This window comes from Arcicella sp. LKC2W, from assembly GCF_034931005.1.
In the GTDB taxonomy this organism is placed as follows: Bacteria; Bacteroidota; Bacteroidia; order Cytophagales; family Spirosomataceae; genus Arcicella.
The window spans coordinates 20,929-46,042 of the sequence record NZ_JAYGIN010000010.1; the positions used below are offsets into that span (position 1 = coordinate 20,929).

Annotated in this window: 25 protein-coding genes and 1 riboswitch; of the genes, 10 read left to right on the top strand and 15 right to left on the bottom strand. The window is 35.4% G+C overall.

Annotation, left to right across the window (positions count from 1 at the left end; translation table 11 throughout):
* Nucleotides 1-33: 33 nt before the first annotated feature.
* The gene (locus tag VB796_RS09045; RefSeq protein WP_323346205.1) at nucleotides 34-888 is read right to left on the bottom strand and encodes a hypothetical protein; all 855 of its coding nucleotides are present in this window, start codon (nucleotides 886-888) and stop codon (nucleotides 34-36) included.
* A gap of 213 nt (nucleotides 889-1,101) precedes the next feature.
* On the opposite strand from VB796_RS09045, the gene VB796_RS09050 reads away from it, so the two are divergent.
* The 8 genes from VB796_RS09050 (at nucleotide 1,102) to VB796_RS09085 (ending at nucleotide 8,805) form a co-directional block, all read left to right on the top strand.
* A complete protein-coding gene (locus VB796_RS09050) occupies nucleotides 1,102-2,598 on the top strand; it encodes a lipopolysaccharide biosynthesis protein (protein ID WP_323346206.1) in 1,497 nt (498 codons plus the stop codon).
* Nucleotides 2,595-3,626 (top strand): acyltransferase, encoded by a 1,032-nt coding sequence (locus VB796_RS09055; RefSeq protein ID WP_323346207.1) that lies wholly within the window; start codon nucleotides 2,595-2,597, stop codon nucleotides 3,624-3,626. Before VB796_RS09050 ends, VB796_RS09055 begins: the two co-directional genes overlap by 4 nt.
* A gap of 100 nt (nucleotides 3,627-3,726) precedes the next feature.
* Nucleotides 3,727-4,731: a glycosyltransferase family 2 protein gene (locus VB796_RS09060; RefSeq protein WP_323346208.1), complete on the top strand. Its 1,005-nt coding sequence runs from the start codon at nucleotides 3,727-3,729 to the stop codon at nucleotides 4,729-4,731.
* Nucleotides 4,728-5,453 carry an FkbM family methyltransferase gene (locus VB796_RS09065; RefSeq protein ID WP_323346209.1) on the top strand — a complete coding sequence of 242 codons (726 nt, stop codon included), beginning with the start codon at nucleotides 4,728-4,730 and terminating at the stop codon, nucleotides 5,451-5,453. Before VB796_RS09060 ends, VB796_RS09065 begins: the two co-directional genes overlap by 4 nt.
* A gap of 12 nt (nucleotides 5,454-5,465) precedes the next feature.
* Entirely contained in the window at nucleotides 5,466-6,056 is a 591-nt protein-coding gene (locus tag VB796_RS09070) for a hypothetical protein (protein ID WP_323346210.1), read from the top strand.
* A gap of 8 nt (nucleotides 6,057-6,064) precedes the next feature.
* A complete protein-coding gene (locus VB796_RS09075) occupies nucleotides 6,065-6,715 on the top strand; it encodes a hypothetical protein (protein WP_323346211.1) in 651 nt (216 codons plus the stop codon).
* A gap of 5 nt (nucleotides 6,716-6,720) precedes the next feature.
* Complete coding sequence (locus VB796_RS09080; protein ID WP_323346212.1) at nucleotides 6,721-8,028, top strand: glycosyltransferase family 4 protein; 1,308 nt, start codon at nucleotides 6,721-6,723, stop codon at nucleotides 8,026-8,028.
* 21 nt (nucleotides 8,029-8,049) lie between these two features.
* Nucleotides 8,050-8,805, top strand: coding sequence for a glycosyltransferase family 2 protein (locus tag VB796_RS09085; RefSeq protein ID WP_323346213.1), 756 nt, complete (start codon nucleotides 8,050-8,052; stop codon nucleotides 8,803-8,805).
* 10 nt (nucleotides 8,806-8,815) lie between these two features.
* Here the strand turns inward: VB796_RS09085 and VB796_RS09090 are convergent, their stop codons facing one another.
* From VB796_RS09090 to VB796_RS09130, 9 genes are all read right to left on the bottom strand, one after another.
* Nucleotides 8,816-9,025 (bottom strand): hypothetical protein, encoded by a 210-nt coding sequence (locus VB796_RS09090; protein ID WP_323346214.1) that lies wholly within the window; start codon nucleotides 9,023-9,025, stop codon nucleotides 8,816-8,818.
* 77 nt (nucleotides 9,026-9,102) lie between these two features.
* Nucleotides 9,103-10,155: a sugar phosphate isomerase/epimerase gene (locus VB796_RS09095; protein WP_323346215.1), complete on the bottom strand. Its 1,053-nt coding sequence runs from the start codon at nucleotides 10,153-10,155 to the stop codon at nucleotides 9,103-9,105.
* Nucleotides 10,156-10,164: 9 nt separating this feature from the next.
* Nucleotides 10,165-10,518, bottom strand: a complete 354-nt coding sequence (locus VB796_RS09100) for a DUF5615 family PIN-like protein (RefSeq protein ID WP_323346216.1) — start codon at nucleotides 10,516-10,518, stop codon at nucleotides 10,165-10,167.
* Nucleotides 10,518-10,763, bottom strand: a complete 246-nt coding sequence (locus VB796_RS09105) for a DUF433 domain-containing protein (protein WP_323346217.1) — start codon at nucleotides 10,761-10,763, stop codon at nucleotides 10,518-10,520. The genes VB796_RS09100 and VB796_RS09105 overlap by 1 nt, the downstream gene beginning before the upstream one ends.
* An 84-nt stretch (nucleotides 10,764-10,847) precedes the next feature.
* Nucleotides 10,848-11,993: a Gfo/Idh/MocA family oxidoreductase gene (locus VB796_RS09110; RefSeq protein ID WP_323346218.1), complete on the bottom strand. Its 1,146-nt coding sequence runs from the start codon at nucleotides 11,991-11,993 to the stop codon at nucleotides 10,848-10,850.
* A 102-nt stretch (nucleotides 11,994-12,095) separates the two neighbouring features.
* The gene (locus VB796_RS09115; RefSeq protein ID WP_323346219.1) at nucleotides 12,096-13,010 is read right to left on the bottom strand and encodes a zeta toxin family protein; all 915 of its coding nucleotides are present in this window, start codon (nucleotides 13,008-13,010) and stop codon (nucleotides 12,096-12,098) included.
* The gene (locus VB796_RS09120; protein WP_323346220.1) at nucleotides 13,007-13,369 is read right to left on the bottom strand and encodes a hypothetical protein; all 363 of its coding nucleotides are present in this window, start codon (nucleotides 13,367-13,369) and stop codon (nucleotides 13,007-13,009) included. Before VB796_RS09120 ends, VB796_RS09115 begins: the two co-directional genes overlap by 4 nt.
* Nucleotides 13,370-13,471: 102 nt before the next feature.
* Nucleotides 13,472-14,503, bottom strand: a complete 1,032-nt coding sequence (locus VB796_RS09125; protein ID WP_323346221.1) for a serine hydrolase domain-containing protein — start codon at nucleotides 14,501-14,503, stop codon at nucleotides 13,472-13,474.
* 41 nt (nucleotides 14,504-14,544) lie between these two features.
* Nucleotides 14,545-16,899 (bottom strand): S8 family serine peptidase, encoded by a 2,355-nt coding sequence (locus VB796_RS09130; RefSeq protein ID WP_323346222.1) that lies wholly within the window; start codon nucleotides 16,897-16,899, stop codon nucleotides 14,545-14,547.
* Nucleotides 16,900-17,041: 142 nt separating this feature from the next.
* Here VB796_RS09130 and VB796_RS09135 point away from each other — a divergent pair, with 142 nt between their 5' ends.
* A complete protein-coding gene (locus VB796_RS09135) occupies nucleotides 17,042-17,695 on the top strand; it encodes a phosphatase PAP2 family protein (protein WP_323346223.1) in 654 nt (217 codons plus the stop codon).
* A 105-nt stretch (nucleotides 17,696-17,800) separates the two neighbouring features.
* Here VB796_RS09135 and VB796_RS09140 read toward each other — a convergent pair whose 3' ends face one another.
* The 5 genes from VB796_RS09140 to VB796_RS09160 form a co-directional block, all read right to left on the bottom strand.
* A complete protein-coding gene (locus tag VB796_RS09140) occupies nucleotides 17,801-18,379 on the bottom strand; it encodes a transposase (RefSeq protein ID WP_323346224.1) in 579 nt (192 codons plus the stop codon).
* A gap of 65 nt (nucleotides 18,380-18,444) precedes the next feature.
* Nucleotides 18,445-19,545 carry a homoserine O-acetyltransferase family protein gene (locus VB796_RS09145; RefSeq protein ID WP_416233521.1) on the bottom strand — a complete coding sequence of 367 codons (1,101 nt, stop codon included), beginning with the start codon at nucleotides 19,543-19,545 and terminating at the stop codon, nucleotides 18,445-18,447.
* 192 nt (nucleotides 19,546-19,737) lie between these two features.
* The gene (locus VB796_RS09150) at nucleotides 19,738-20,115 is read right to left on the bottom strand and encodes an endonuclease domain-containing protein (RefSeq protein WP_323346225.1); all 378 of its coding nucleotides are present in this window, start codon (nucleotides 20,113-20,115) and stop codon (nucleotides 19,738-19,740) included.
* A 130-nt stretch (nucleotides 20,116-20,245) separates the two neighbouring features.
* A complete protein-coding gene (locus VB796_RS09155; protein ID WP_323346226.1) occupies nucleotides 20,246-21,328 on the bottom strand; it encodes a hypothetical protein in 1,083 nt (360 codons plus the stop codon).
* A 104-nt stretch (nucleotides 21,329-21,432) separates the two neighbouring features.
* Nucleotides 21,433-21,957, bottom strand: coding sequence for a YfiT family bacillithiol transferase (locus tag VB796_RS09160; RefSeq protein WP_323346227.1), 525 nt, complete (start codon nucleotides 21,955-21,957; stop codon nucleotides 21,433-21,435).
* Between the two features lie 245 nt (nucleotides 21,958-22,202).
* A riboswitch (SAM riboswitch) is annotated at nucleotides 22,203-22,311 on the bottom strand.
* 201 nt (nucleotides 22,312-22,512) lie between these two features.
* Between VB796_RS09160 and VB796_RS09165 the strand changes: the two genes are divergently transcribed.
* Nucleotides 22,513-25,092: a hypothetical protein gene (locus VB796_RS09165; RefSeq protein WP_323346228.1), complete on the top strand. Its 2,580-nt coding sequence runs from the start codon at nucleotides 22,513-22,515 to the stop codon at nucleotides 25,090-25,092.
* Nucleotides 25,093-25,114: the final 22 nt, after the last annotated feature.

Below are 25,114 nucleotides of genomic sequence, written 5' to 3' on the forward strand. Positions count from 1 at the left end.
GTCAGGGTTTTGAACCCTGACAGCGTTAAACAATTAAAATAATTTAATTTTTTCAAAAACATCAATATAGCTGCGTTTGCTGGCATTTAGCACCTTCGTTCCTCGACATTTAGCGTATCTCGCCAAGACCTCATAACCTTTAAAAGCCTTATGCAATGACAAAAACTGACGTGCCATATACGATTCTTCCAGACTAACTAACTGATTTATTTGGTACGTTTTATTGCCGTAAAAATGAGAATCGTCGGCAATAATTTCGTTATTTTCATCCAATCTTATCGACTCGTGCCAAGTATGGTCTGCCCCCAAAAGATAGATTTTTTTATAGCCTAAATTGATACATCTAAAAACAGAAGCAATCAAAACATTCTGACTTTGGGGCATTCCCCAATCTTTTTTATATATCCAAAGACGAAGCCAATCGAACCCGCCAAAGATAACATAATTGAAATAAACGGGATTGATAAATTGATTTTGAGAGAATTTATCTTGGAAATAAGCTGACTTTTTAAATTTATAAGGAATAAAAACGTTGATTTTCCAAGTCGTATCTTTCACTAAATACTCAATAGCTTGGCTTGCTCTTTCATGATTTGGATTAATAAACGCTTCATCCAACAATAAATAATTATTCGGTTTGAGTTGCGTATAATAATCAGAAATAGCAAAAAGGTTCACACAAAGAATATCCGATTGCAAAATAAAATCCTTGTGATTTTCCATAGAATCTTTCAATGAAGGTCCATTTCCCAAAATAACACAACTTTCGGATTGAATTGGCGGATGAGATACGCTGAATTTCGACCAGATAATTACCTTTAATATCGAAGAAATACTATCAAATAATTGCTCAAAAAAGCGTTGAATATTAAGAATACGTTGAATCAAGGGATTAGCGGATTAATGATTAGGGAAGATTTCCAAGCATAAAATTACCTATTATTATACCAATTTGCCAAACTCAACCTAATTTTGTAAAAATGAACCTGCTTTAAACTTTCTCTTTCGGTTAAAACTAAGTCTTTTAGAATCCTTCAAAAATCCAATACTTTATACCTCAAAACAGAAAGTTTAAAACAGGTTCGATAACAAAATCATTGAATGGGAATTATTATTAAACAAACCATAAAAAGTTCAATTTACGCTTATACGGGAATTGCTCTGGGCTTTATTACTACGGCACTTTTAATGCCCAAAGTATTGACCGAGGCAGAAGTGGGCTTGGTAAGACTATTGGTTTCAATTATGGTATTGTTGGCTCAAGTTTCCAATTTGGGATTTAATGCCGCAGGTGGGCGACTGTTCCCCTATTTCAGAAGTCCCGAAAGGCAACACAATGGTTATTTGTTTTGGGCTTGTGTGGTTTCCTTTGTGGGTTTGTGCATCACGCTTGGCACTTTTGCCATCAATTACGAGTTTGTCCTGAATTTACTCAACGTAAAAGCTTCTCCTTTACTCCGAGAATATTTATTTTGGATATTTCCCCTCACTATTTTTGGGGTCTTCTTTTTGGTTTTTGATAATTATGCTCGTGTACTTTACGATACCGTTTCGGGAACGTTTCTGAGGGAATTTGGACAAAGAGTTTTTCTATTCATTGCCATTATTTTGTACCTCTTCAAATTCGTTGATTTCAAAGGTTTTGTAGCGGCTTATTGCATCGGTTTATGTTTACCGACGGTTTTCATGGCATTGAGGGTTTGGCAACAAGGCAACTTTTTCTTTGAACCCATCAAAGGTTTTTGGACGAATAAAATCAGAAAGGAATTTGTCAGTTTAAGCAGTTTAACGTTCTTATCGGGCTTTACGTCGCAGGTGGTTATTTATCTCGACCAACTTCAAGTAACCTCCATCATAAATCTTGATGCTAATGGTATTTATTCAACCATGATGATGTTTGGAACGGTGATTTTTACACCCACAACGCATATTTCGAGAATTGGTGGAGCAATTATTGCGGAAGCTTGGAAAAATAATGACTTAAAAACCATCAAGGATGTTTATGAAAAAAGCTGTTTGACTTTGCTTATCATCGGTAGTTTTTTATTCATTGGTATTGTAACAAATTTGCACAATGTTTTTGAAATTTTACCTGCATACCAAGCAGGCAAATGGGTGGTAATCTGGATTGGTTTGGGCAAACTTTTTGACATGGCTACGGGTTTGAATGGGCTTATTCTCCAAACCTCAAAATACTATTTTTACGATGTTATTTTTATGGTTTTCCTCATCGTTGGCACTTGGTTGATGAATCAATGGTTGATTCCTATTTACGGAATTACGGGAAGTGCCATCGCTACGGCTTCTATTATCCTCATTTTTAATGTTTTCAGAACGATTTTTGTTTGGGTTGCCTTCGGAATGTTTCCTTTTTCATTGAAAAATATCGCCGTTATCATCATTGCCACATTGGTTTTTGGCTTCACCATAATGATTCCAACTTTCCCTGCTATTGGTAGTATTCCAAGTTTTATGATTGATACACCTATTCGTTCACTAATCGTATCAATACTCTTTGGAGGTGCTATTTATTTCACCAAAATCTCATCGGATGTAAATCAATTGGTAGATGGATTGCTGAAAAAAGTCATTCGATGAACCGACTAAAATCTTTAGATATTCTTCGAGGTTTAACCGCCTTCGCCATTATGTTCTATCATTTTTCGATATGGACAAACAGAGGCGAAGCTTATATGGCTGATTCCTTTTTGGGGCGTATTGGTCTTTATGGGGTTTCGATTTTTTTTGTTCTGAGTGGCTTAACTATGTATTTGGTTTACCACGACAAAATGCAAGATTCAAAAGCCCTCAAATCATTTTTCATCAAACGAATATTCCGAATTTATCCGCTTTATTGGTTAGCTTGTCTGAGCAGTATTTACTTCTTGGAAACCCCTGCTACAAAAACGGATATTTTTTGGAATTTTACGGGTTTATTTGCCTTTATCAATAGCAAATCTTTAACGACGGGCGGCTGGTCAATCGGTAATGAATTGGTATTTTACGCCTTTTTCCCTTTGTTAATTTGGCTTTCAAGCAATAAAAAATATTTCTCTTTAACGGTAATTTGGAGTATTTCCATTAGTATTTTTTTCGCTTTTTTCTTGCTAAATAATACTTCAAGTATGACCGTACAATGGCTGACTTATACCAATCCATTCAATCAAATTTTCTTTTTTATAGCAGGCATTGGTCTTGGAAAAATGGTCGATACAACGCTTTTTTTCAAACAACACCAAGTGTTAAATTACCTTGTTCTCTTCCTGATTATTGGCTTATTTGTGATTTATCCTGCGGTTGGGCAACAAACGGTTTTAATTTCGGGAAATAACAGAATCGTATTTTCGCTTTTGTCAATTGCTATTTGTTATTTCATTTTTACATTGGATGTACCATTACCCATTTTCATCGAAAAGCCATTAACTACTTTAGGCGAAATTTCCTACGGTGTTTACCTGATTCACCCCATTGTATTTTTAGAACTTCGTCAATTTTTGGGTGATTATATTGAAATTCCTCCGCAAACATTCTTTGTAATTGCCCTTTTAGTTACCGTTTTCGTTAGCTTTTTAATATATTCATGGCTTGAAAAACCGTTAATTCGTCTGGGGAAAAAAATTAAATAATGTTAATCTCGTAGGGGCGTATCGCATACGCCCAGCGTGGATTACCCACATTCTTACCATCGGGCGTATGCGATACGCCCCTACATAATATCAAATAATTATGCCCAAAATCTCCGTCTTGATGCCCATGTTTAATTCTGAGAAATACATCAGAAAAGCCATTGAGAGCATTTTAAATCAAACATTTCAAGATTTCGAGTTAGTCATTCTCAATGATGGTTCTACCGACGAGAGCGTTAATATTGTACATTCTTTCCAAGACAAACGTATTCGATTAGTTCACAACGAACAAAATCAAGGACTTGCCAAAACTCGAAATAGATTGATTGCTGAAGCAAAAGGCGAGTTTATTGCATGGCTCGATTCAGACGACATTGCCCATACCGAAAGACTACAAATACAAGTCGATTTTTTGGAAAAACACCCCAAACACGCCTTTGTGGCTTCATGGGCGAGACTGGTGGACAATAACGGAAATCCAACGGGCGGTTTTATCAAATCTTACATTCCCGATACACATTTGCCTGCCTTGCTGTTGTTTGTAAATTATATAGTTCAATCAAGTGTGTTGCTCAGAAAATCAATGTTACCAAGCCAACATTATAACCTTGATTATCCGCCGACGGAAGATTATGAACTTTGGATAAGAATTGCTCAAAATCATCCAATCGCCATTTTAAAAGACATTTTGGTGGATTATCGGGTGCATGATACCAATATTAGCTTTACCCAAAACGATAAAGCCATGCGTACCGTAAAACTGAATCATGAAGGGCAATTGAGGAAATTGGGCATTGAACCAAGCCCTGAAGAACTCAAATTGCACTATCTTTTGGGATTTGGACAAGAAGAAAAAACGAACCGAGAATTTATCAAAAAAGCAGAAATTTGGTTATTGAAACTTGAACAACAAAATCAAAAAAGTAAAATTTATGACTCAGAAACCTTAAAATATATTTTGGCTCATCGTTGGACTAAAATTTGTACATCAAATCCAGAATTAGGTTTGAGTGTTTTAGGTCTTTATTTTAAATCCAAAATACTTAAACTAACTTTACAAAACAGTTTTATTATTGGTCAGTATTTAACAAAAGCCTTATTATGAGTCAATATCTCAACTTTTTCAAATTATTACCTTTTATAGATGCTACACGACTTAGTATTTTAACTTTTGTAAGACGATATATATTTAAGTTTGGAAAAATTATCTTTTCACAAACAGGCGAAGAAATAATCATCCAATGGATTTTAAAAGATGTAAAAAAGGGCGTTTATGTAGATGTAGGTTGCCATCATCCTTACAAAATTTCTAATACTTTCAAGCTGTATTTAGAAGGATGGCGAGGTATTGCAATTGATGCAAATGAGGATGTAATTCGTAAATTTAAAAAAGCTCGTCCAGAAGACATTTCACTCTTAAAAGCAGTTTCTGACGTAGAACAAGAAGTAACATTCTATAAATTTAAGGAAAGCGAGGTGAATACTATTGATGAAAAGACTTTAAAAGAATGGAAGAAAGAGTGGAATTTAGAAAGTGAAGTCAGAATGACAACAGAAACACTTACAAAAATTCTTGATGAGAATTTACCCAGTAATAAAAATATAGATTTACTTACAATTGATGTTGAAGGAAACGATTTTAACGTATTAAAATCATTAAATTTCGATAAATATCGTCCTAAATTAATCGTTGTAGAATTACATAAATTTGATTTATCTACAATTCAAGAAAATGAAGTTTATCAATTTTTAATTACAAAGAATTACGATTTAGTGAGTTTTGCTACAATGAATGGATATTTTTTAGATAAGTTTTACAAAAATTAAACAAATACAATCATGAACAGAAAAGTTAACTACATTTTATTATCCGCAGTTATATCATTTTACACCATATTATTTTTATCGTGTAAAAATGATAAAAACAACCTAATACCAGACGAAACAACCTTTTCAAGTATTCTTGCAGATAGCACTTACACTATACGATTGACACAACTTAATTCTCCCAGAGTTTATGAATTTGGACTTAGGTTTTCACCAAATGTAAGTGGTTCTATTACCAAATTGGGTTGTAAACTACCCAAAAAGGGAAGTTATAGAATGTGTTTGTGGAATGTGAATGAGCAAAAGCAACTTGCAGAAACAACTGTTAATCAAACAAATAGTGATTTAGCTTGGCAAGCAATTTCAAAAGCCAGTGTTGAGGCAGGAAAGTCTTATTATGTCACAGTCATATCTGATAATTGGTTTGATGCTTATCCCAAAACAGGTGGAAATGTAAAATATCCTTTATTAAAAGGTAACATTCAAATACAAGCCTTTGGATATGTTCAGAATTTTATTGGCTCGCCTTCTAAAATGCCAACTTTAGAAGATAACACAACATCTATTTCTGGCATTGTGGATTTTGGTTTTCAAATTAACTAATCTATATCATGAAAAAAATAATAGTAACTACAATAACGCTTTTCTTTGCGTTTTTTGGGAAAGCCCAAACTATTCAACCTGTATCAATTTCTCCTGCATTAAGTTTGCAGAGATTAAGCATTAATACTGCATCTGTCAGTAGAAGAATCTACATTGAAGACGATTCAAGAATCAATACAGTACCCGCTGATAGAGTTTTTGCAGTTTACAAGAATTTAGACCCAAATAGCTACGTTACCCAAGAATATATTTCGGGAACAAGCGGAGGTAAATTAGAAATAGGTTTTGCCAGTTCTGGTTATGGTCTTGGCAATAGTCCACTTGAAGTTTATGCAAATCGTGGAACAATTATTTCAAGAAATTCATCAGGTTTAATTCTGAGGTCAACTCCTCCAACAACCTTTGGTTTAAATTACGATGGCATTACATTTCAAGCTGGTTCAGACCCATACACCCCAGAGCGTATGCGAATCACAGGTGAGGGAAATGTAGGCATTGGAACAACTGCTCCAAATGCAAAACTCCAAGTAACCAATGGCGATGTTTACGTGGAAAATCCATCAAGAGGTATTATTTTAAAATCTCCAAATGGCACTTGTTGGCGTGTAACTATTGACGATACGGGCAATTTTGTCCGAAACCAAATAACTTGTCCTTAAAAACCTTGAAAATTCTCCTACTAAATACCGATGATTTTACGGGCGGTGCAGCCATTGCTTGCCGTCGTTTGCTCAAAGCCTTGCGTACAACTACTGATGTGGATGTACAAATGTTGGTACAAGAAAGTAAATCTGGTCAGGAAGGTGTAATTCAGTTAAACAATTCGTGGTTTGCTAAGAAAAAAGCTTTCTTGCGATTCGTTGCAGAAAGGCTTTATTTTTTCTTTTTTGAGAAATCAAAGGAAGTACGTTTCCTCTTCAATCCTGCTAAATTTGGCTTGGATATCACTGATAATCAGATTATTAAAAACTCAGATATTATTCATTTACATTGGATAAACTTTGGTTTTCTTTCGATTGATTATCTCCAAAAACTCTTCAAAACTCAAAAACCTATTGTATGGACGTTGCACGATATGTGGGCTTTTACAGGCGGCTGTCATCATTCGGGAACGTGTGAAAACTATCAAAAATATTGTGGTAATTGCGAGAAATTCTTGAAAAATCCTGCCAATAATGACCTTTCAAATCAAATTTGGCAAGCAAAATCAAACGCTTTTGAAGGGGCAAATCTTACCGTTATTACGTGTAGCCAATGGCTTGGGAATCGGGCAAAACAAAGTTCATTATTCAAAAATGTGCGGGTAGAATCAATTCCAAATCCCATTGATATTGATGTTTTTCACCCAATTGATAAAGCAAAAGCTCGTCAGAAATTTGCACTTTCGGTAGACAAAAAATATATCCTTTTTGCTGCCATGCGAGTGGATGCAGTGGGCAAAGGTTTTGCGTATTTTGCGGAAGCGATGTCGATGTTAAATGCTCGTTTATCGAATCTCGAAGACTCGACACCGAATATCAATCATCAAACATCAAACATCGAAATAATTGTTTTTGGACAAGCCGAAGCCTCTGATTTTGAGTCACTTCCATTTAAAGTCAATATTCTCGGACGGCTTTCTGATTTATCAACAATTGCCCAAGCTTATTCTGCTGCTTCTGTTTTTGTGATTCCTTCATTGGAAGAAAACTTGCCTAATACCATCATGGAATCTATGGCTTGCGGAACGCCTGCGGTGGGTTTTGATGTAGGCGGAATTCCTGAAATGATTGAACATGAAAACAACGGTTATTTAGCTCAATATAAATCTACTGAAGACCTTGCCAGAGGAATTCATTGGACTTTATTTGAGTCTGACTATCAGTCACTTACCCATAATTCTCGAAAAAAGGTATTGGATAATTATTCTGAAAAAGTAGTCGCTGAAAAGTATAAGAGCGTTTATGAGTCGTTGGCAAAAACTCATAACTAATAACTAATAACTCATAACTAATTGTTACTTTCAATCATCACTATAACCTACAACGCTGAACAATTTTTAGAGCGTACCATTCAAAGTATTTTGGCACAAACTGACCAAAATTTTGAATATATCATCATTGACGGAAAATCAAAAGATGGAACTTTGGCGATTGCTGAAAAATACAAAAGTCGGGTTGATAAACTAATTTCTGAACCCGATAAAGGACTTTACGATGCCATGAATAAAGGGCTAAAAGCCGCAACGGGAGATTTTGTTTGGTTTATGAATGCGGGCGATGAAATTAATGATAATCAAGCCGTTGAGCATATTTACAATGCCATTTCTGAAAAAACTGACGTACTTTACGGTGATACTTATTTTGTAGATAACGATGGTAACATTCAAGGTTTACGTTCTGAAATAACACCGCATCGTTTGCCCAAAAATCTCAAATGGCAAGACATGAAGTTAGGAATGTTGGTTTGTCACCAAGCCTTTATTGCCCGAAAATCAATTGCTCCCTTGTACATGGCAAATAATTTGAGTGCCGATGTAGATTGGGAAATTGAATGTTTAAAACGTGCGAAAAAAATTCAGTATTTAGATTTTGTCGTAGCAAAATATTTGACAGGTGGGGTTTCAAACCAACAATTAAAACGCTCTCTTTTAGACCGTTACGAAGTATTAAAAAAACATTTTGGTTTATCTGGTGCAATAACTGCTCACCTACAAATTTTATTCAGAGGTGTTAATTTGATTGTTAAAAAACGTGGCAAATACTGGTAATTTTACGTATTTAATGTATTTGTACATTTGTACATTTGTAGAGACAAGGCATTGCCTTGTCTTGCGGTGTGACAGATAAAATATCAAAATTACAAAAAAAGAGACAAGCCATTGCCTCGCCTTGCGGTGTGACAGATAAAATATCAAAAGAAAAGAGAAAAGCCATTGCCTTGTCTTGCGGTGTGACAGATAAAATATCAAAAGAAAAGAGAAAAGCCATTGCCTTGTCTTGCGGTGTGACAGATAAAATATCAAAATTACAAAAAAGAGACAAGGCATTGCCTTGTCTCTACCATTCTACAAACCTAATATTCTTTTATTCAATTCAATATCAGCACCACCGCCAGCAAAATCATCAAATACTTTTGACGTCGCTTGGATGATGTGAGAAGCAATAAATGGTGCTCCTTCTTCAGCTCCTTGAACGGGGTCTTTAATTGCACATTCCCATTCCATAACTGCCCAACCGTCGAAACCGTATTGCGTTAATTTTGAGAAAATCGAAGCAAAATCTACTTGACCATCGCCCAAAGAACGGAAACGTCCTGCACGATTTACCCACGACTGATAACCTCCATAAACACCTTGTTTTCCTGTTGGATTAAACTCAGCATCTTTAACGTGAAAAGCACGGATTCTTTCGTGATAAAAATCTATATATTGCAGATAATCAAGACATTGCAATACAAAATGCGATGGATCGTATAATAAACAAGCACGTGAATGGTTGTTTACTTTCTCTAAAAACATCTCATACGTTTCACCATCGTGCAAATCTTCACCTGGGTGGATTTCGTAGCAAACATCTACGCCGTGTTCGTCAAAATGATTCAAAATTGGCAACCAACGATTGGCTAATTCCGTAAAACCCATATCTACCAAACCTTGTGGTCTTTGTGGCCAAGGGTACATCGTGTGCCAAAGTAAAGAACCCGAAAATGTAGCGTGAGATTTCAGACCAAGATTCTGAGAAGCTTGTGCCGCCCATTTCAATTGTTGAATCGCCCATTCGGTACGAGCTTTTGGATTTCCTTTTACTGAATCAGGAGCAAAACCGTCAAATCCAGCATCGTAAGCAGGATTTACAGCTACTAATTGTCCTTGCAAGTGGGTTGATAACTCGGTGATTTGCAAACCTTTATCAGCTAACTTCCCTGTAAGTTCATCACAGTAAGTTTTGGAAGTTGCCGCTTTTTCAAGGTCAATAGCACGAGCATCCCAAGTCGGGATTTGGATACCTTTATAACCTAAACCCGAAACCCAATCCGTAATAGAATCAAGGGTATTGAAGGGTGCTTTGTCATCTAAAAATTGGGCTAAAAATATAGCAGGCCCTTTGATTGTTTTCATGTGTTTTGATTAATATTTTCTTTGACGAATATTATTTTTGTCAATGACGGTAAATAATTTATCGTATGTAATTTCTTTATTTTTAAAAAGCTCAATTAAAAAATTAGCAGGCTCATTTGGTAAAAATTCATCCCAACGAAAAAAAATAACGCCCTGAGGTGGTCTGTACCCATTTTTAAAAATTAATGTCCCATAGTCTTGGTCAAAAGTCAAAATTAATCTTTCTTCTGACATTGCTAATTCCATTACTTCTTCATCTGTAATTCCAGCACATTCTTGACCGATATGAATAATATCAAACCCTATTTTTACCAGAATTTCTTTACTTGCATAAGGAAAATTTTCATTGGCGAGAAGTTTCATTAGGCAGCATTTTTAGGAATACTAATTTCATACAATAAATTATCCCTTAGACAATCTTGAATATAAGCAAAAACCGCTTGTAAATCTTGTTGAGTAAGTCTTGGGTAATTATCAAGAAGCATTTGGTCTGTCCAACCATTCGCTAAACGACCGATTAAAAATTCTATAGATAAACGAGTTCCTTTGATGGATGGTTTACCCATTAGAATCTCTGAATCCGATGAAATGTGTTCTTTCCAATTCATAATTAATTGCTTTTCTTTAAAATGAAATGATGAACAAATATACAAACTTGTTCATCATTTCACCATTCACTAAATCACTAAATGCTAAACCTTTACCCAGCCTTGGCTTCTGTGTGAATCTAAGATTCTTTCGCAGATTAACAGTTCACGGTAACCATCTGCAAATGTTGGGAATGGAGCGTTTTCTGGCATTTTTCCTGCGGCTACGGCTGCATAAACTTCTTTGAATAATTGTTTTGACGTATCAGGAAAACCTTCGTTGTGTCCACCAGGGAAAGTCATTAAGGCACTTGCTTCTGGGTATGCCAACGATGGGTCACGCATTAATACTTGATTGTAGCTATCACGATTACCAATCCAAAGTTCGTTTGGTGCTTCTGAGTTGAAAGCAAACGTTTTGTTTGAACCCGAAATCTCTAATTTCAACTGATTCTTACGTCCTGCTGAAACTTGAGAAACGGTTACTAAACCTTTATTTCCATTATCGAAACGCAATAAAACGTTAGCCGTATCTTCTGTATTGATATTTACATCAGCGTAATCTTCTGGTTGTAACATTTTTCCAGAATACGTTTCAACGGGTTTTAATGGTTTTTTACGAGTTTTATGAACCGTATTAAAATCAGCCATTACTTCTACCGTTTTCAAACCTGTGATGTATTCAATTACATCCATCAAGTGCGAGCCAATATCCGCAATGGCACGAGAATCACCCGATTTATCTGGTTCTAAACGCCAGTTATAATCTGTATTAAAGAACAACCAATCTTGTAAATAAGACCCGATGATTGAATAAACATCACCTAAATCGCCTTTTTCACGCATGGTTTTCATCTGACGAACCAATGGATAATATCTCAAGTTGAAGTGAACCGCATTTACTAAACCTGTTTCTTTAGCAAGAGCCACTAATTCTTCGGCTTCGTGCAAGTCTTTCGCCAATGGTTTTTCACAAACAACGTGTTTCCCAGCTAATAAAGCCGCTTTTGACTGTGAATAATGCAAGAAGTTTGGCGTACAAATATGCACACACTGAATGTCTTCCATTGCTAACAATTGGTCAAACGTACATGGACGTTCGATGCCCAACTGAGCCGCTTTTGCTGTTGCTAATTCAATATTTACTTCACAAAGAGCAGTAACTTCAATATTTGGAAGACGACGAAGAGCTTCAATATGAGCTGGTCCGATAAATCCTGTGCCTACGACACCTACTTTAATTTTTGACATTTTTTGGTTGAATTTATTTTGGGGGTAAGATTGTTTATTGGGATTTGTTTAATTTCTACATTAATTTGGTAACTGAATATTATCAGAATCTTCCTCCACGAGTTATTTTTCGTTTCGTTTTAGAAGGTCTATAATAAATGGTATAAACTTATTTTTCTCACTTTTCAAATCATCAAAAAATGAAAAATATTTCTGTATAAATATTTCAAAATCGAATTTATTTCGTCCCGTTTCTTGAATTATATTACCTACTTTATTGCTTGTATTGATGAGATAAGGGACTTTATCAAGTGTAATTTCTCTAAAATATCTAAATCCTCTCCAAATTTTTATATTTTTTTCACTACAATTCTCTACACATTCAATATTTATTGTCTCATTATCGTTGAAAACTCTTCCATATAATTTCAATGAACTTAATTCATACGCACCGATAATCTGCAATAAATTTGTTTCTAATTTTTCATATCTATCATCATGGTCTTCCATACGTGTCCAACGTGCAAAACCGTCATCCGATAATTGGTCTTCGTAACGCAGAAATATACTCAACTTACTAATAATTGCAGGTACAGCCATTACTCTAAGATGTACTTGAAAGCCATTATTCATAAACATATCAATCGTATCATAATTGGCTTCAACATTCCCACCCAATGTGCTGTCAATGATGAGATTATATTTTTTTTCGATGCAGTATTTTATTAACTTTTCCGTCCAAGCAGAAGCATAAGGATTGACTAAATTGGCTGCATTCTGTACAGTTTCAGGATTTTGTTGGAGCGACTCATAGGCAGGATGGTATAAACGAAGGTCATCTGTGCTAATAAAAATAAAATGTTCGTTAAATTCTTGAATGACTTCATCTTTCAAATAAGACTTTCCAGAACCAGGCTGTCCTCCCAAAATTACTCCTTTGGGATTATCAAGGATAGAGAGTTTTTTATATTCAACATAATCAAAAATAATATCACTAAATATTTCGTCTGATTCAGTCGGAGAAATATCTATTTTCATAATAAGGTAGATAAATAATTGTTCTCTTTCATTAAGTTTAAAATCAATTGTTGTTTTTGTGCAAAGTCAAAAAAAGTATAATTTTCACGAAGTTCTATCCATTTTAACTTTCTATCTTTTAATGCTTGACTTTCTTCTCCATTTTTACGCTTAATGTGACTAAATTTTGCGATTACTCTTGCAAAATAGTTTTGCAATTTCTCTGCAATCAAAAACCTATCAGTCCAAGAAATGGGCGTAAATGGAATCCCCATTTCAGATAATTGGCTTTCAATATAAGACAATTCTAACGATTCTTCTTTTTTAAAAGATTCTCGTTTATCATTTGCTTCTATGTCAGAATGTATTTGCACGGTCATAATCTATTCATTTTTAAATCAAAAATAAGTGTTTTACCTCTCTATAACAAATGTTTAAAAGCAAAACAAAATTACGTGATGAGCAAATTTCACAATCCTGTTTTATCTTGTTTCAGTCCCTCCACCCAAAATCTTCCGAATCTCTACGTGATGCTTGAAGGTATCTTTAAAATTATCGGCATCCCAAGCGATATTTTCTAAAATGATGAGGTTTGTGTTGGTTTCGGGATAATAAAAATTGGCAGAGGCAAAACCCGTTGCATAACCACTGTGTCCAATTTCTAAGGTTTTTCCTTTTCGGTCAATTTGGAATCCGTAACCATAATCTACTTTTCCGAAAATAAAATGGTTTCTCGAAGAGGAAGCGGTCGTCATTAAATCGTAGCTTTTCTTGGAAAGTAATTTGCCTCCGTGCAGATTTTTATTCCATAATAGTAAATCTTTAGCCGTCGAAATCATGCCTCCAGATGGAATACCTAAGTCAAGCAAAAGTCCTTTAACCAGTTTGACTTTTCCCGTCGAGTCTTCTACATAGCTGTTTACCAATTGTTTATGTTGGTTTAAGGCTGGACTCATCGAGTTTTGGATTCCACACGTTTTAAAGATTTCACCCATTAAAACTGCGTAAGATTTCCCCGAAACTTTCTCGGCAATTTTCGCCAATAATTCGTAGCCAACATTTGAGTATGAAAAATCCGTTGACGGCTTGAACTTCAAGGGTTTATTCCAATCCATTACGCCTGAAGTATGATTTAATAATTGATGAACCGTGATTGAATCCAACCAAATTTGTGGCATTTCTGGCAAATATTTACGTACAGGAACATGAAGCTCAATTTTCCCTTTTTCAAATTCTCGCAAGACCGCAACGGCTGTCATTTGCTTACTGATTGAACCCACAACAAATTGATTATCAAGCACCAAAGGCTTTTTAGTTTCTAAATTTTCGTAACCTTGCACTTTGGAATAAAGCATTTTTCCATTTTGGGAAATCAAAATAATGCCGTTGAAAGGACGTTTAATTTGCGTTTTGAGAAAGGAATCAATTTTGGAAGGAAGAGCAGTTTGTGCAACTAATTTTTCCGAAGAAATAACAGCAAAAATAAGTAAAGTAAGCAGGAATTTAGAAGTCATTTTGAGTTTAGGATTAAATATTTCAGTAAATAGTAACCGTTTTACTCGACCGCCAATTTACCCGAAGCCATTATTTTTTTATCACTCAAAATTACATAATAATACATTCCCGACGGCAAATTTATTGGTTCGATTTCATCAATATTCCGTAATTCTTTTTGTAAAATCAACGCTCCTCTCCCATCGTACAATTGCCAAATTTCATTCGTTGGATTTTTGAGCTTAAATTTCAAATCATCGTACTTTCTAATCGGGTTTGGATACAAAATATATTGATTATCGGCAAAGAAAAAGACGGTTTCGTTATTGGAAAAGCCTTCGCTCCCATTCTGAAAAACTACTTTCAATCGATACGTATTTTCACCTTGCAATAGTCCATTTTCATATTGATATTTTAAACGATTTTGGGTTGGAATTAAACTGTACAAATCTTTAAATTCAGTTCCTTCTAATTTTTGAAAAACAAGATATTTGACTTGGTTCAATGTTGATAATTCTGCACTTAGTTGAGCATTTTTATCGTCTAAATTATCCACATTAAACGACCTCAAAAAACACCCTACTCCTTGATTATCAATGGCTATGGCATTACTTCTACGTCCTAACTTTCCGTTATCTAAAATGGGAGCAACGGCAAAATATTTAACTCCATATTTCTTTTTATTGATAACATTTGAAGAACGATTAGTCTGAATAATTGGCTCTAAATATTGATTTCCTAACTGATAAATTACGTAGCGATTGATGAATTCTGGCGTATTCCAAAACAATAAAAGGGAATCAGGGCAATTGTAGCCCAACTTAATTTCTAAAGGTTTTGAAACGCTAAAAGTATCGCTCAAAAATGCTTTGTTAGCAACACTCATACGCAAACGGGCGGGCGTGTAAAACAAATTTGGCACTTTCCAACGATATGAACCTTTCGACAAATCAATATCGCCCACTCGTTGCCAAGAACGCCCTGCATTGGGCGAATACTCCAAAACTCCTTTTGTCTCCGAAAATGTTGATTTCCAGCGAATTAAGTTATTCTCATTGGGCGTTAAATTATCCTGACTTTGCGGAAATTGCCATTGAAATTCATCGCCCAATTCCCAATCATAAACCACTGAAAATGTTTGGCTTCCTTTCGGAATTTTATAACCTAAAATAACTACCGAATATTTTCCCGAAGAAGGATTTTGAAGCGTAATTTGTTCCACATTGTTCAAACCGTCTCTGCGACGAGCGGGCAGTTTTTTCAATGAATCGGCATTCGGGAAAACACTTAAAACCCAAGGCAAAACCCGCTGTCCTTCTGGAGAAACGACGGATAAATCGAGGTCATTTACCAAAGCAATCGTGGCTTTTTCGGTAGCTGGCAAATCATTCCAAAGTAAGGTAATTTTCAAGTTTTTTACGTTGGAAGGAATAGAAATAGAATAGGTTTGACTTACACCATTGGTAATTTCTCCCGTAAAAAACCGTCCCGCATTGAGTGTTTGAACCGCTGCAAAAGCATTTACATTTCCATAACCACTTTGATAATCAATGCCTTTTGTGCCAACATCCTCCGCACTATTTATCAAAAGTGCTTTTACCAAATGTGAAGGCGGTTTTACGTTATTTCTATTTCGTGCAAATTGTTGTTGTAAAAGCGTAGCCACTCCCGAAACCAAAGCCGCCGCTCCCGAACTTCCGTCTTGTCCAAAAGCTACCAATTCAGGTTTTAAACGCCCGTCATACGTAGGCCCACGAGAGCTACGAGTTTCTATTTTTCCAACAGAATCTACCGCCCCGACGGCAATAATATTTTTAGCTTGCTTGAAACTTCCTGTGAGATTTGAGTAATTGGCAATGCCTTTAAAATTGCCATCAGTTGGCGTAATATTCCCCGAATTGCCCGAAGAAAAAACGTGTAAAACATCATTCAAACGATTAATTGAAGCATCGTAAGCAATGGAGTTTGTATTATAAACATTCTGAATATCAGTCCCATAGGAGTGATTTTCAAGAAATATTTGATTTTTTCTATAAAAATCGTCCGACTCAGGTAAAAGTTTAGCAAAGGAAATCGACATAATTTTGGCTTTCCAAGCAATGCCTTTTCTGGAAGCCGAATTATTCCCTGCTCCCGCCATTATCGTTGCCATGTCCGCCGCATGATTTGAGAATAAAGCCGATGTTAAAGTCGAGCGAACTAAACGCCCTTGAAAATCAATATCCAAAGAATCAATTTTATTTTCTTTAATGGCAATTGTAAAACCTTCACCCGTTAAAACAGGCAAAAAACGATGTATGAGGTTGATTTTATTCAAACTCAATTCCATCTCAGCGATGTTACTTTCGGGCAAAATAGTTTGAGCAAAAGTGACTGAGGTCAAGCACATTAAAAGGAAAAATGCAATTTTATTCAATGTAATGGCGGTTTAAGATTCAGTAGTACAGGTTTCCAACCTGTCAAAACAACGTAAAATTAACAGGTTGGAAACCTGTGCTACTCACAAAGTAAATCTATCTCTATTTTGAATAAACACATTCCGTTCCGAACTTTGTGAAATGAAGCAAATTTTTCAAAAAAATCTATCTTTTTTCGTTCCAACCGTCATTATTTGGCTTATAGTTTTGGCGTGCGTACTGACGACTACCAAATTAGAACAAATGCAATTTATTAATTCGCACAATGCTTTGTGGGCGGATTACTTTTTTTGGGGAGCTACTCAGTTGGGAGAAGGATGGTTTTGGGCGGCAACTATTTTACTATTTTTGTTTGTGAGCTATAACAGAGCCTTGATTTTTACGGCTTCTTTGGTTTTAAGCACGATTCTTTCAACTTCATTAAAATTCTTTTTTAACACTTTAAGACCTCTCGCTTTTTTCAAAGATATAAAAGCAAATTGGCATTTTGTAGAAGGGGTAGATATTAATATTCACCTCAGTTTTCCGTCGGGACATACCACTACGGCTTTTGCCATTTTTACCATGCTTACGCTTTTTGCAAGAAATAAAAATTGGGGTTTTGTCTTCGTAACATTAGCTTGGCTAACGGGTTATTCAAGATGTTATCTATTTCAACATTTTCCAGAGGACATTTTAGGCGGAGTTATTATTGGGGTTTTTAGTAGTGTGCTGGTCTATATTTGGCTTATGAATTTACATACTAAAAACCCGAAGGCTTGGCATAAAAAACGTCTTTTTGGTAGAGGCGAATAGCATTCGCCAGTTATCATACCAATTGGCGAATGCTATTCGCCACTACGAATTTGAGTTGGAAACGAGCTGTATCATTGCTTGCGTTATCATACCAATTGGCGAATGCTATTCGCCACTACCTTTCGCCATTTTGTCTAATAACTTTTTAAAAAACTCTTTATCCTCCTGCCATCTTTTGGGGTTATTTGCAATATAATTTCTAATTCTATTCAATTCAGCTTCATCTCTAATAATTCTTTCATAGTAATTTCTTTGCCATATTTTCTCCTCAAAATTTCTTGTAATATTCTGTCTTATTAGTTTAGTAGATGCTCCTTTGAAACCTCTGACGATTGCTCCAATAGTTTTTTTGGGCGATTGAAATTTAGAGGGTGGATTATGGGTATCAGGAAACCTCTGAATTAGTGGTGGAGAGTTTTTGCTACCAATCACGACTATCCCATGAAAGTGATTGGGCATTATTTGATAAATATCTAACTCGACAGTAGGTCTAATCTGCGAGGTCAAAAGCCACGTTTCCTCAACTATTTTCCCTGTCTCATTTGGGATAAAGATACCATCATTTGAAATTTTTCCCAATAATTCTTCAAACCCTTTTATACAAATTGTGATAAAATACCATCCATTTTGAGCATAATCAAACCCTTGCAACCTTATAGATTTTCGACTTTTTGTAGATTTCATTTGAATTAATAATTTGTGTAGTGGCGAATAGCATTCGCCAGTCAATATTTTTATGTAGCCAGTTGTCACACCGATTGGCGAATGCTATTCGCCGCTACCTTCTTTTCCAAACCCTTAAAGAAATCATACATCGGATTCACATCAAATTTGACAAATTTTTGCCATAGTTTTATTGCCTTTGTAATCAGTTGACTTTCAATCAAAAAGCCATCATGACCATACAAAGAATCCAATGCTTGGAAGGTTGCTCCATGAATATGTTTTGCCAAAAATGCCTGCTCATTTATCGGAAACAAGGCATCTGACTTAATACCCATCACCAATGTTTTAGATTTTATTTGTGATAATGCCTGAATAGCTCCACCACGCCCACGCCCCACATCCTGCGAATCCATCACCTGCGAGAGTACATAATACGAAAACGCATTGAAACGTTGTGCCAATTTTTCACCCTGATAACGCTGATAAGTAACGGCACGGTGTGACTTTCCTAAAGGCTCGTCTTTTCGGGCTTGGGTTACATTATAGGTTTCATAATTTCGGTAAGAAATCAACGCCGTTGCCCTTGCTGCCATCATTCCTTTGATACCTGCTTGCGAGTGACTTTCCTGCCAAGTTGGGTCAACTTCTATCGACATTCTTTGCGACTCATTGAAAGCAATTCCCCACGGAGAATGTTGTGCGTTTGTGGCAATAAGTATCAGATTTTCAATCAAATCAGGTTGAGAAATTGCCCATTCTACTGACTGTTGACCACCCAATGATCCACCGATACACGTATAAATTTGATGAATCCCCAAGTGTTCACGCAGTAAATCAAACGAATTAACAATATCTCGAATCGTGATTAAAGGGAAATTATGGAAATACGGTTCGCCCGTTGCAGGATTTACCGAAAGTGGTCCCGTACTTCCATAATGTGAGCCCAAAACATTTACACAAATGATAAAATGCTTATCAGGGTCAAATAATTTTCCACGCCCCACCAAACCTTGCCACCAATCCTCCACATCCTGAGAACCTGTAAAGGCATGGCACACCCACACAACGTTTGAGCAATCGTCATTAATTTCTCCCAATGCCTGATATGCCAGTTCAATTTCTGGCAAAATACCTCCTGCTTCTAATTGGAAGGGTTTATTGTATTTGAAAGTAGTCGTTTTCAATTTTATTAATTTTTCAGTTTGTCACAAAAAACGAACTGATATTTTGGTAAATATTTTAGGCTAATTGACAGATAAATAAAGTATATAGTTTTACAAAAACTCCATAAAATTTTGAATGCCAATACATTACATCTTATTTAAAATCTACGAGCCACAAACTCCCCCTTTGAAGGGGGCAGGGGGATGTAAAAACTACGAATCCTCAGAAACTCTACACTCCTCCACACAAATCATAAGTTCCTCCAAAACCCATCCTATTCTCCGCTTCACATCAATATCTCTAAATCGAATAAATTTAACGCCCAAATTCTCTAAAATTAGTTGTCTATTTTGGTCGTAATCTTGTTTATCATCGTGGCTACTACCATCAATTTCAATGGCTAACATTAGTTCATGACAATAAAAATCAACGATAAAATTATCAATCGGGACTTGTCGATGAAATTCTACTCCCATCGTTTTTCCTTTTATTTTCAGCCAAAGTAATACTTCTGAAAGCGTAGAGTTTTTACGTAGTTCTCGGGCTAATTCTTTCAATTTAGGATTATAGGGAATGATTTTATTTTTCATGGTTGATTGATAGTGAATTAGTTATGTGATATTCATGATTTTACATCCCCCTACCCCCTTCAAAGGGGGAATTCTCCTACTCATAGTTTTTTTCTAAAAATTAGATTTTATGTTCTAGATACAAATTGTTTTAATGAAAAAAAGCCAAACTTTTTCCCTCTAATATTACTGGATTACTTTTAGTCAATTTTGAATATATTTCTATATGTTTGTTTCCTTCCGTAGGATAAAATGATGTAACCTCTATAAACCTAACTTGTCTTCCTTTTCCTTCACATACCCATAAAGCATATACTTGACTATTATATTCAAAAAAGAAAGATTTAGCATCCTTAGAAGCAATAATTGATTCATTAAAAATGTGTAAATTATTAGCAATAGAAAATATTTTGGGCAACAAATTTATAATATTAGTCAGGTCAAAATCTTTATAAAAGTGAGATTTATCATTTATCCCAACACCTAATGAGAAATGTTTTACAGCAACATGGCAATGACTTTCATAGTTATACTCAATCCTGTTTTGTCCAATATTTATCTCAAAATATTTTGAATCTTTGAATATTTGTTTACCTGAAATATACATGTATTTAGAACGCAAAAGAAGTATTCTTTTATGAGTTTTTATCCAAAAATATCCCATGCCTCTATTCTCAATAAATTCATTTTTAAAGGTATTTGTATAATGAATTAAACGATTCAATAAAATATCTCCTGCATCTTTATGGTTATTAATGATTGAAGACCATTCTTCAAATTTGGCATTTAGGTATAAAATATCTGCTTCCTTTTCAAAAACAGATATTGGAGTTGCTTTAACTACTAATTCAAAAGTCCCTAAATTCGAATCGTATGTTTGAAGAGTTTTTTCATAATCAACTTTGAATTTAGAATTAATTTTATATCCATCTAAGTCATTATAATAATCGCTAAAAACTTGCCTAAATTTAAAATCATCGAAACAAGCTAATTCTAACAGAGGTTTCAAATCTATGCTATACTTAGAACTGTTTTTGAAGATTTCATAATTTCCAGAAGCAATATGGAAAAACCATCTTTTTTCATGCAATTCGAGAGAATTACATAATCCACAGTTGATGGTTATTAATAATTCATCAAATACATTCTCAGATTCTTCATTTTTTGAAAATTCTTTACTTATTTCCTCTAAATAAGATTCTTCGTATGGAACTCTTCTGCCCTTTTTTGACATATATTTAGTTTTATTTTACTGTCGTTAATGCAGAACGGAACTATTAAAAAAACTCAAAACCTTGACAAATCTGTAATCCGATTGCAAATTTGTCAAGGTTTTGCCTATTTCCCCAACGCAATCAAAATATGCCCATAATGATGTCTTGAATGCCAAACGGTCATATCCAATGCCTGTGGAACAGTTACATTTATTTGTCGGAATGGATGATAATAGGTACGTCCATAATCGCTTGATGGAATATTTGAAAATACATAAGCGTAACGTTTATGCGTACTTTCAATCATCTGTAAAGAGTCTGCAATGGGGGCTTTTTGTGTGTCGGGCAAAATCGCCAAAGCGTTTACATTCCCAAAAACACCTGCGGGATTTTCTTCCGTTAAAGCTTGTTTAATTCTGATAAAATGCCACAAATGCGTATCCGCTACGTGATGAATCACCTGACGAATCGTCCAAGAACCTTCACGATACGTTTTTTCTAAATCTTCTTCCGATAGATTTTGGGTTAATTCTTTGAATTTCGAAGCATACGCCAAAACCTCCGCAATATTGTGCTGAATTTCCTCCGAAGAATAGCTTTCCTTCGCAGCCCATTTTCCAACGGGATACTGTAATTGTTCTAATGTCATTTTTTTAGATGTTTTTTTAGATGTTAGATTTTCGTTCTTTGATATTCAGAAATTCGACGCTAACATCGAACAACGAAAAACAAACATCGAATAAATAACATCGAATAATAAATAATTAAACCTGACGAATAATTTACAGCAAAAATTAAAGGCTGGAATTGAATCGTAATTGGTTTATATTTCCCGAGATAGTGATTGGCGATTAGTGATTGGTGATTGGTTCAAGCTGAACACTAATCACTAATAACTAATAACTAATAACCAAAACAGGTAGGAATTAGCACCTTGCCATAACGACTTGGTAGGTTGCCAGAAGTTCATTGAGCCTATTCTCTCCCTTCTTCTTTATAAATCAACTACCTAATGAGAGGATACTCTCGGAGGATATTGATTTGATGATGCAAAGTAAAACCCAGAATGCCGAAAATGCAAATTTTCTTTGCTCGCTAAGTTAAAATTTCGTTATTTCGTAATTCCATTCCGCTCCGTGTTTTCCCGCCCGAAAAACCACAATACTACCAACCATAAGCCTCAATTTAAATTATTGTGTATCTGATGAACCACGAAAGTCGTCGAAATTTCCTTAAAACTACCTCCCTAATCTCTGGAATAGGCTTCTCAAGTTTTGCCCAAAATCCAACCGTCATATTTCCAATTGAAAGTCAAAATGGTAAATTAATCATTACATCTCACGAAAAAGGACAAGTTATCAAACCCCTTGATGTTGTGACAATTACGACTACAGAAGCAGGTTATTTTTTCATTCGTGATGGACGTTTTAGGATGTACCGTAAAGGCGAAGGCAAAGTCAGTTCTATTACTTTTAGAGCAGGTGGAGCATTAGGAAATCATTTTTGTGAGCTTAGAAATAATAACGGTGACAGAATTGACTCTATATATTTCTCTGTCAATTGTCAGACAGAAATCATTGATAGTGCAGGTATTTATAAGGAATTATTACAGACACTTTATTGGTCAATGGTTGGCGAATTTGGAGAAATGTCTGCCTATCGCCTTAATGGACGAATTTACAAAGTCTTCGTGGGTTGGCTTCGTGACCATACGCATACGTTGAAGGCAATGAAATATTTCAATCCAAACCTTAAAGATGGATTCGATTTATATGCCAATAATCAACGAGAAGACGGAATGATTTGGGATAACATTGCTCCCAGAACTAAAGAACCTAATTGGTGGGATTCGGTTTTGACAAAAGATAATTTTATCAAAAAAGTAGAAAATGGCACTTATGAACTAAAACGCCAACCTATTGAGGCTGATGTAGAATATTTATTTGTGCAATGTTTATATGAATCTTGGAAAGCAACTGGCGATAATGCTTGGATGCGAGAAAACCTTGATTCTGCCATCAAAGCGGTAAAATATCTGACGACAGATACTTTTCGATGGTCGCAAAAATATCAGTTAGTCAAACGTGCTTTTACCATTGACACTTGGAATTTTAAGCACGAATATGATACCAAAGCTACCAACGGTGCCAGTATGTTGATTAATGAAAAAACCGATTTCGGCATTATGTTTGGCGATAATACTGGTTTGATTTCGGCATATCGGATGTTGGCTGAAATGCTTTTGGTAAGTGGCAGAAAAGAAGAGGGGAATTACTTCAAGCAGGAAGCAAAAAATATTCAAGACCGTTTAGATAAATTAGCTTGGAACGGTCAGCATTATACTCATTTTATCCCAGAAGACCCCCAATTTTTTCAGAAGCGAAATATTGGTAAAACAAAACCCAACGAACAACTTTCACTTTCAAATGCTTATGCTCTCAACCGTGGTGCAACGCATCTGCAAGCTCTTGGCATTTTGAATGAATACCAAAAAGTAAGAAGTGAAATGCCCAAAAATTCAGTGGCGGAATGGTACAATATCTACCCTCCATTTGAACATGGCTTTCAGAAAGATGCCAAAAAATGGGAATTTATAAACGGTGGCGTAAGTACCATCGTGGCAGGAGAATTGGCTCATGGGGCATTCCAACATGGTTATGAAACTTATGGAGTGGACATCTTAAATAGAACCCTTAATCTTGCTCGTAAACATGATGATTACCTCCATGCTACTTATAAAGGAGAAATTACTGAATCCAAAACTGGCAATTTTACCCCAATAAGTTTAGCAAAATCTGCCAATGCAGACTTTGCTGGAAAAGGCAGTCAAGGAGTGCCAGGTTGGAATGGCGATGGTGAAGAAAATGACGCTTCCAATATTCCTTTAGGACAACATTCATTTTTAGGAATACCCTTTCAAATAACCGACCCTTTAGATAATGCTGAAAAAGGGTGCATCGTTCTTTCTGATGATATTGAAAAAGACTATCAAATTTCAACTGCTCTATTAATTAGCAAAAAAGCGGCAACCATTTGTCTTCTTCATGCACATTCAAAAGGAGATATGATTGGAATGCTGACAATACGTTACAGTGATGGCTCTACATTTACCGACTATATTCATGGCGATAAAATTGGAAATTGGTGGTTTCCTCAGGATAAAGCTAATTTTAAAGTAGCATGGTTTGGGAAAAACAAAAAATCACCTTTTGTGGGTTTAGGTATTACCCAAATCATTAATCCTAATCCTGACAAAACAATCCTGTCGATTGAGCTTTTTGGCATGAAAAACTCTACCTCTCGTTGGATGATTGCGGGAATAACTTTAGGAGATTCGGTCATTGAGTTGAAAGGGAAAGACACCTCAAAAGATGATTTATCTTTCGGAATTCCAGACCGTTGGGGTGCTGCTGCCGTAACTTATGCACTTTTAGAAGGTTTGGCAGGCGTGAAAGACGCTACAACAATGTTTGAACGAGTAAAACTATCTCCTCGCTGGGAATCAACTGGTGAAAAAGAAGTATCTGTAACCGTAAAATACGAAGCATCAGGAGGTTACATCACCTACCAATACAAACATACAGATAATAAAATAGTGATAATTTATACAGGCACAGGCACATTAGCGGATATAGAAATTTTATTACCTCAACACAAAAAAACGATAAGTTTACGAGTAAATGGTAACCAAAAGTCTTTTCTGATTAATAAAATAGAGAAATCAGAATATTTAACGTTTTCGGTTGATAGCTTAGGTGTTAATCGGATAGAAATTGAGTTCTAATTAATCTTACCGATAAAAAAAG

Excerpts from the sequence above, each read along its gene's own strand:
- VB796_RS09100 (WP_323346216.1), bottom strand. The coding sequence starts at position 10,518 with ATGAAACTTCTCGCCAATGAAAATTTTCCTTATGCAAGTAAAGAAATT.
- VB796_RS09125 (WP_323346221.1), bottom strand. The coding sequence starts at position 14,503 with ATGACTTCTAAATTCCTGCTTACTTTACTTATTTTTGCTGTTATTTCT.
- VB796_RS09055 (WP_323346207.1), top strand. The coding sequence starts at position 2,595 with ATGAACCGACTAAAATCTTTAGATATTCTTCGAGGTTTAACCGCCTTC.
- VB796_RS09095 (WP_323346215.1), bottom strand. The coding sequence starts at position 10,155 with ATGAAAACAATCAAAGGGCCTGCTATATTTTTAGCCCAATTTTTAGAT.
- VB796_RS09075 (WP_323346211.1), top strand. The coding sequence starts at position 6,065 with ATGAAAAAAATAATAGTAACTACAATAACGCTTTTCTTTGCGTTTTTT.
- VB796_RS09115 (WP_323346219.1), bottom strand. The coding sequence starts at position 13,010 with ATGAAAATAGATATTTCTCCGACTGAATCAGACGAAATATTTAGTGAT.
- VB796_RS09060 (WP_323346208.1), top strand. The coding sequence starts at position 3,727 with ATGCCCAAAATCTCCGTCTTGATGCCCATGTTTAATTCTGAGAAATAC.
- VB796_RS09140 (WP_323346224.1), bottom strand. The coding sequence starts at position 18,379 with ATGAAATCTACAAAAAGTCGAAAATCTATAAGGTTGCAAGGGTTTGAT.
- VB796_RS09120 (WP_323346220.1), bottom strand. The coding sequence starts at position 13,369 with ATGACCGTGCAAATACATTCTGACATAGAAGCAAATGATAAACGAGAA.
- VB796_RS09090 (WP_323346214.1), bottom strand. The coding sequence starts at position 9,025 with ATGGCTTTTCTCTTTTCTTTTGATATTTTATCTGTCACACCGCAAGAC.
- VB796_RS09135 (WP_323346223.1), top strand. The coding sequence starts at position 17,042 with ATGAAGCAAATTTTTCAAAAAAATCTATCTTTTTTCGTTCCAACCGTC.
- VB796_RS09050 (WP_323346206.1), top strand. The coding sequence starts at position 1,102 with ATGGGAATTATTATTAAACAAACCATAAAAAGTTCAATTTACGCTTAT.
- VB796_RS09155 (WP_323346226.1), bottom strand. The coding sequence starts at position 21,328 with ATGTCAAAAAAGGGCAGAAGAGTTCCATACGAAGAATCTTATTTAGAG.
- VB796_RS09165 (WP_323346228.1), top strand. The coding sequence starts at position 22,513 with ATGAACCACGAAAGTCGTCGAAATTTCCTTAAAACTACCTCCCTAATC.
- VB796_RS09150 (WP_323346225.1), bottom strand. The coding sequence starts at position 20,115 with ATGAAAAATAAAATCATTCCCTATAATCCTAAATTGAAAGAATTAGCC.
- VB796_RS09110 (WP_323346218.1), bottom strand. The coding sequence starts at position 11,993 with ATGTCAAAAATTAAAGTAGGTGTCGTAGGCACAGGATTTATCGGACCA.
- VB796_RS09160 (WP_323346227.1), bottom strand. The coding sequence starts at position 21,957 with ATGACATTAGAACAATTACAGTATCCCGTTGGAAAATGGGCTGCGAAG.
- VB796_RS09105 (WP_323346217.1), bottom strand. The coding sequence starts at position 10,763 with ATGAATTGGAAAGAACACATTTCATCGGATTCAGAGATTCTAATGGGT.
- VB796_RS09070 (WP_323346210.1), top strand. The coding sequence starts at position 5,466 with ATGAACAGAAAAGTTAACTACATTTTATTATCCGCAGTTATATCATTT.
- VB796_RS09065 (WP_323346209.1), top strand. The coding sequence starts at position 4,728 with ATGAGTCAATATCTCAACTTTTTCAAATTATTACCTTTTATAGATGCT.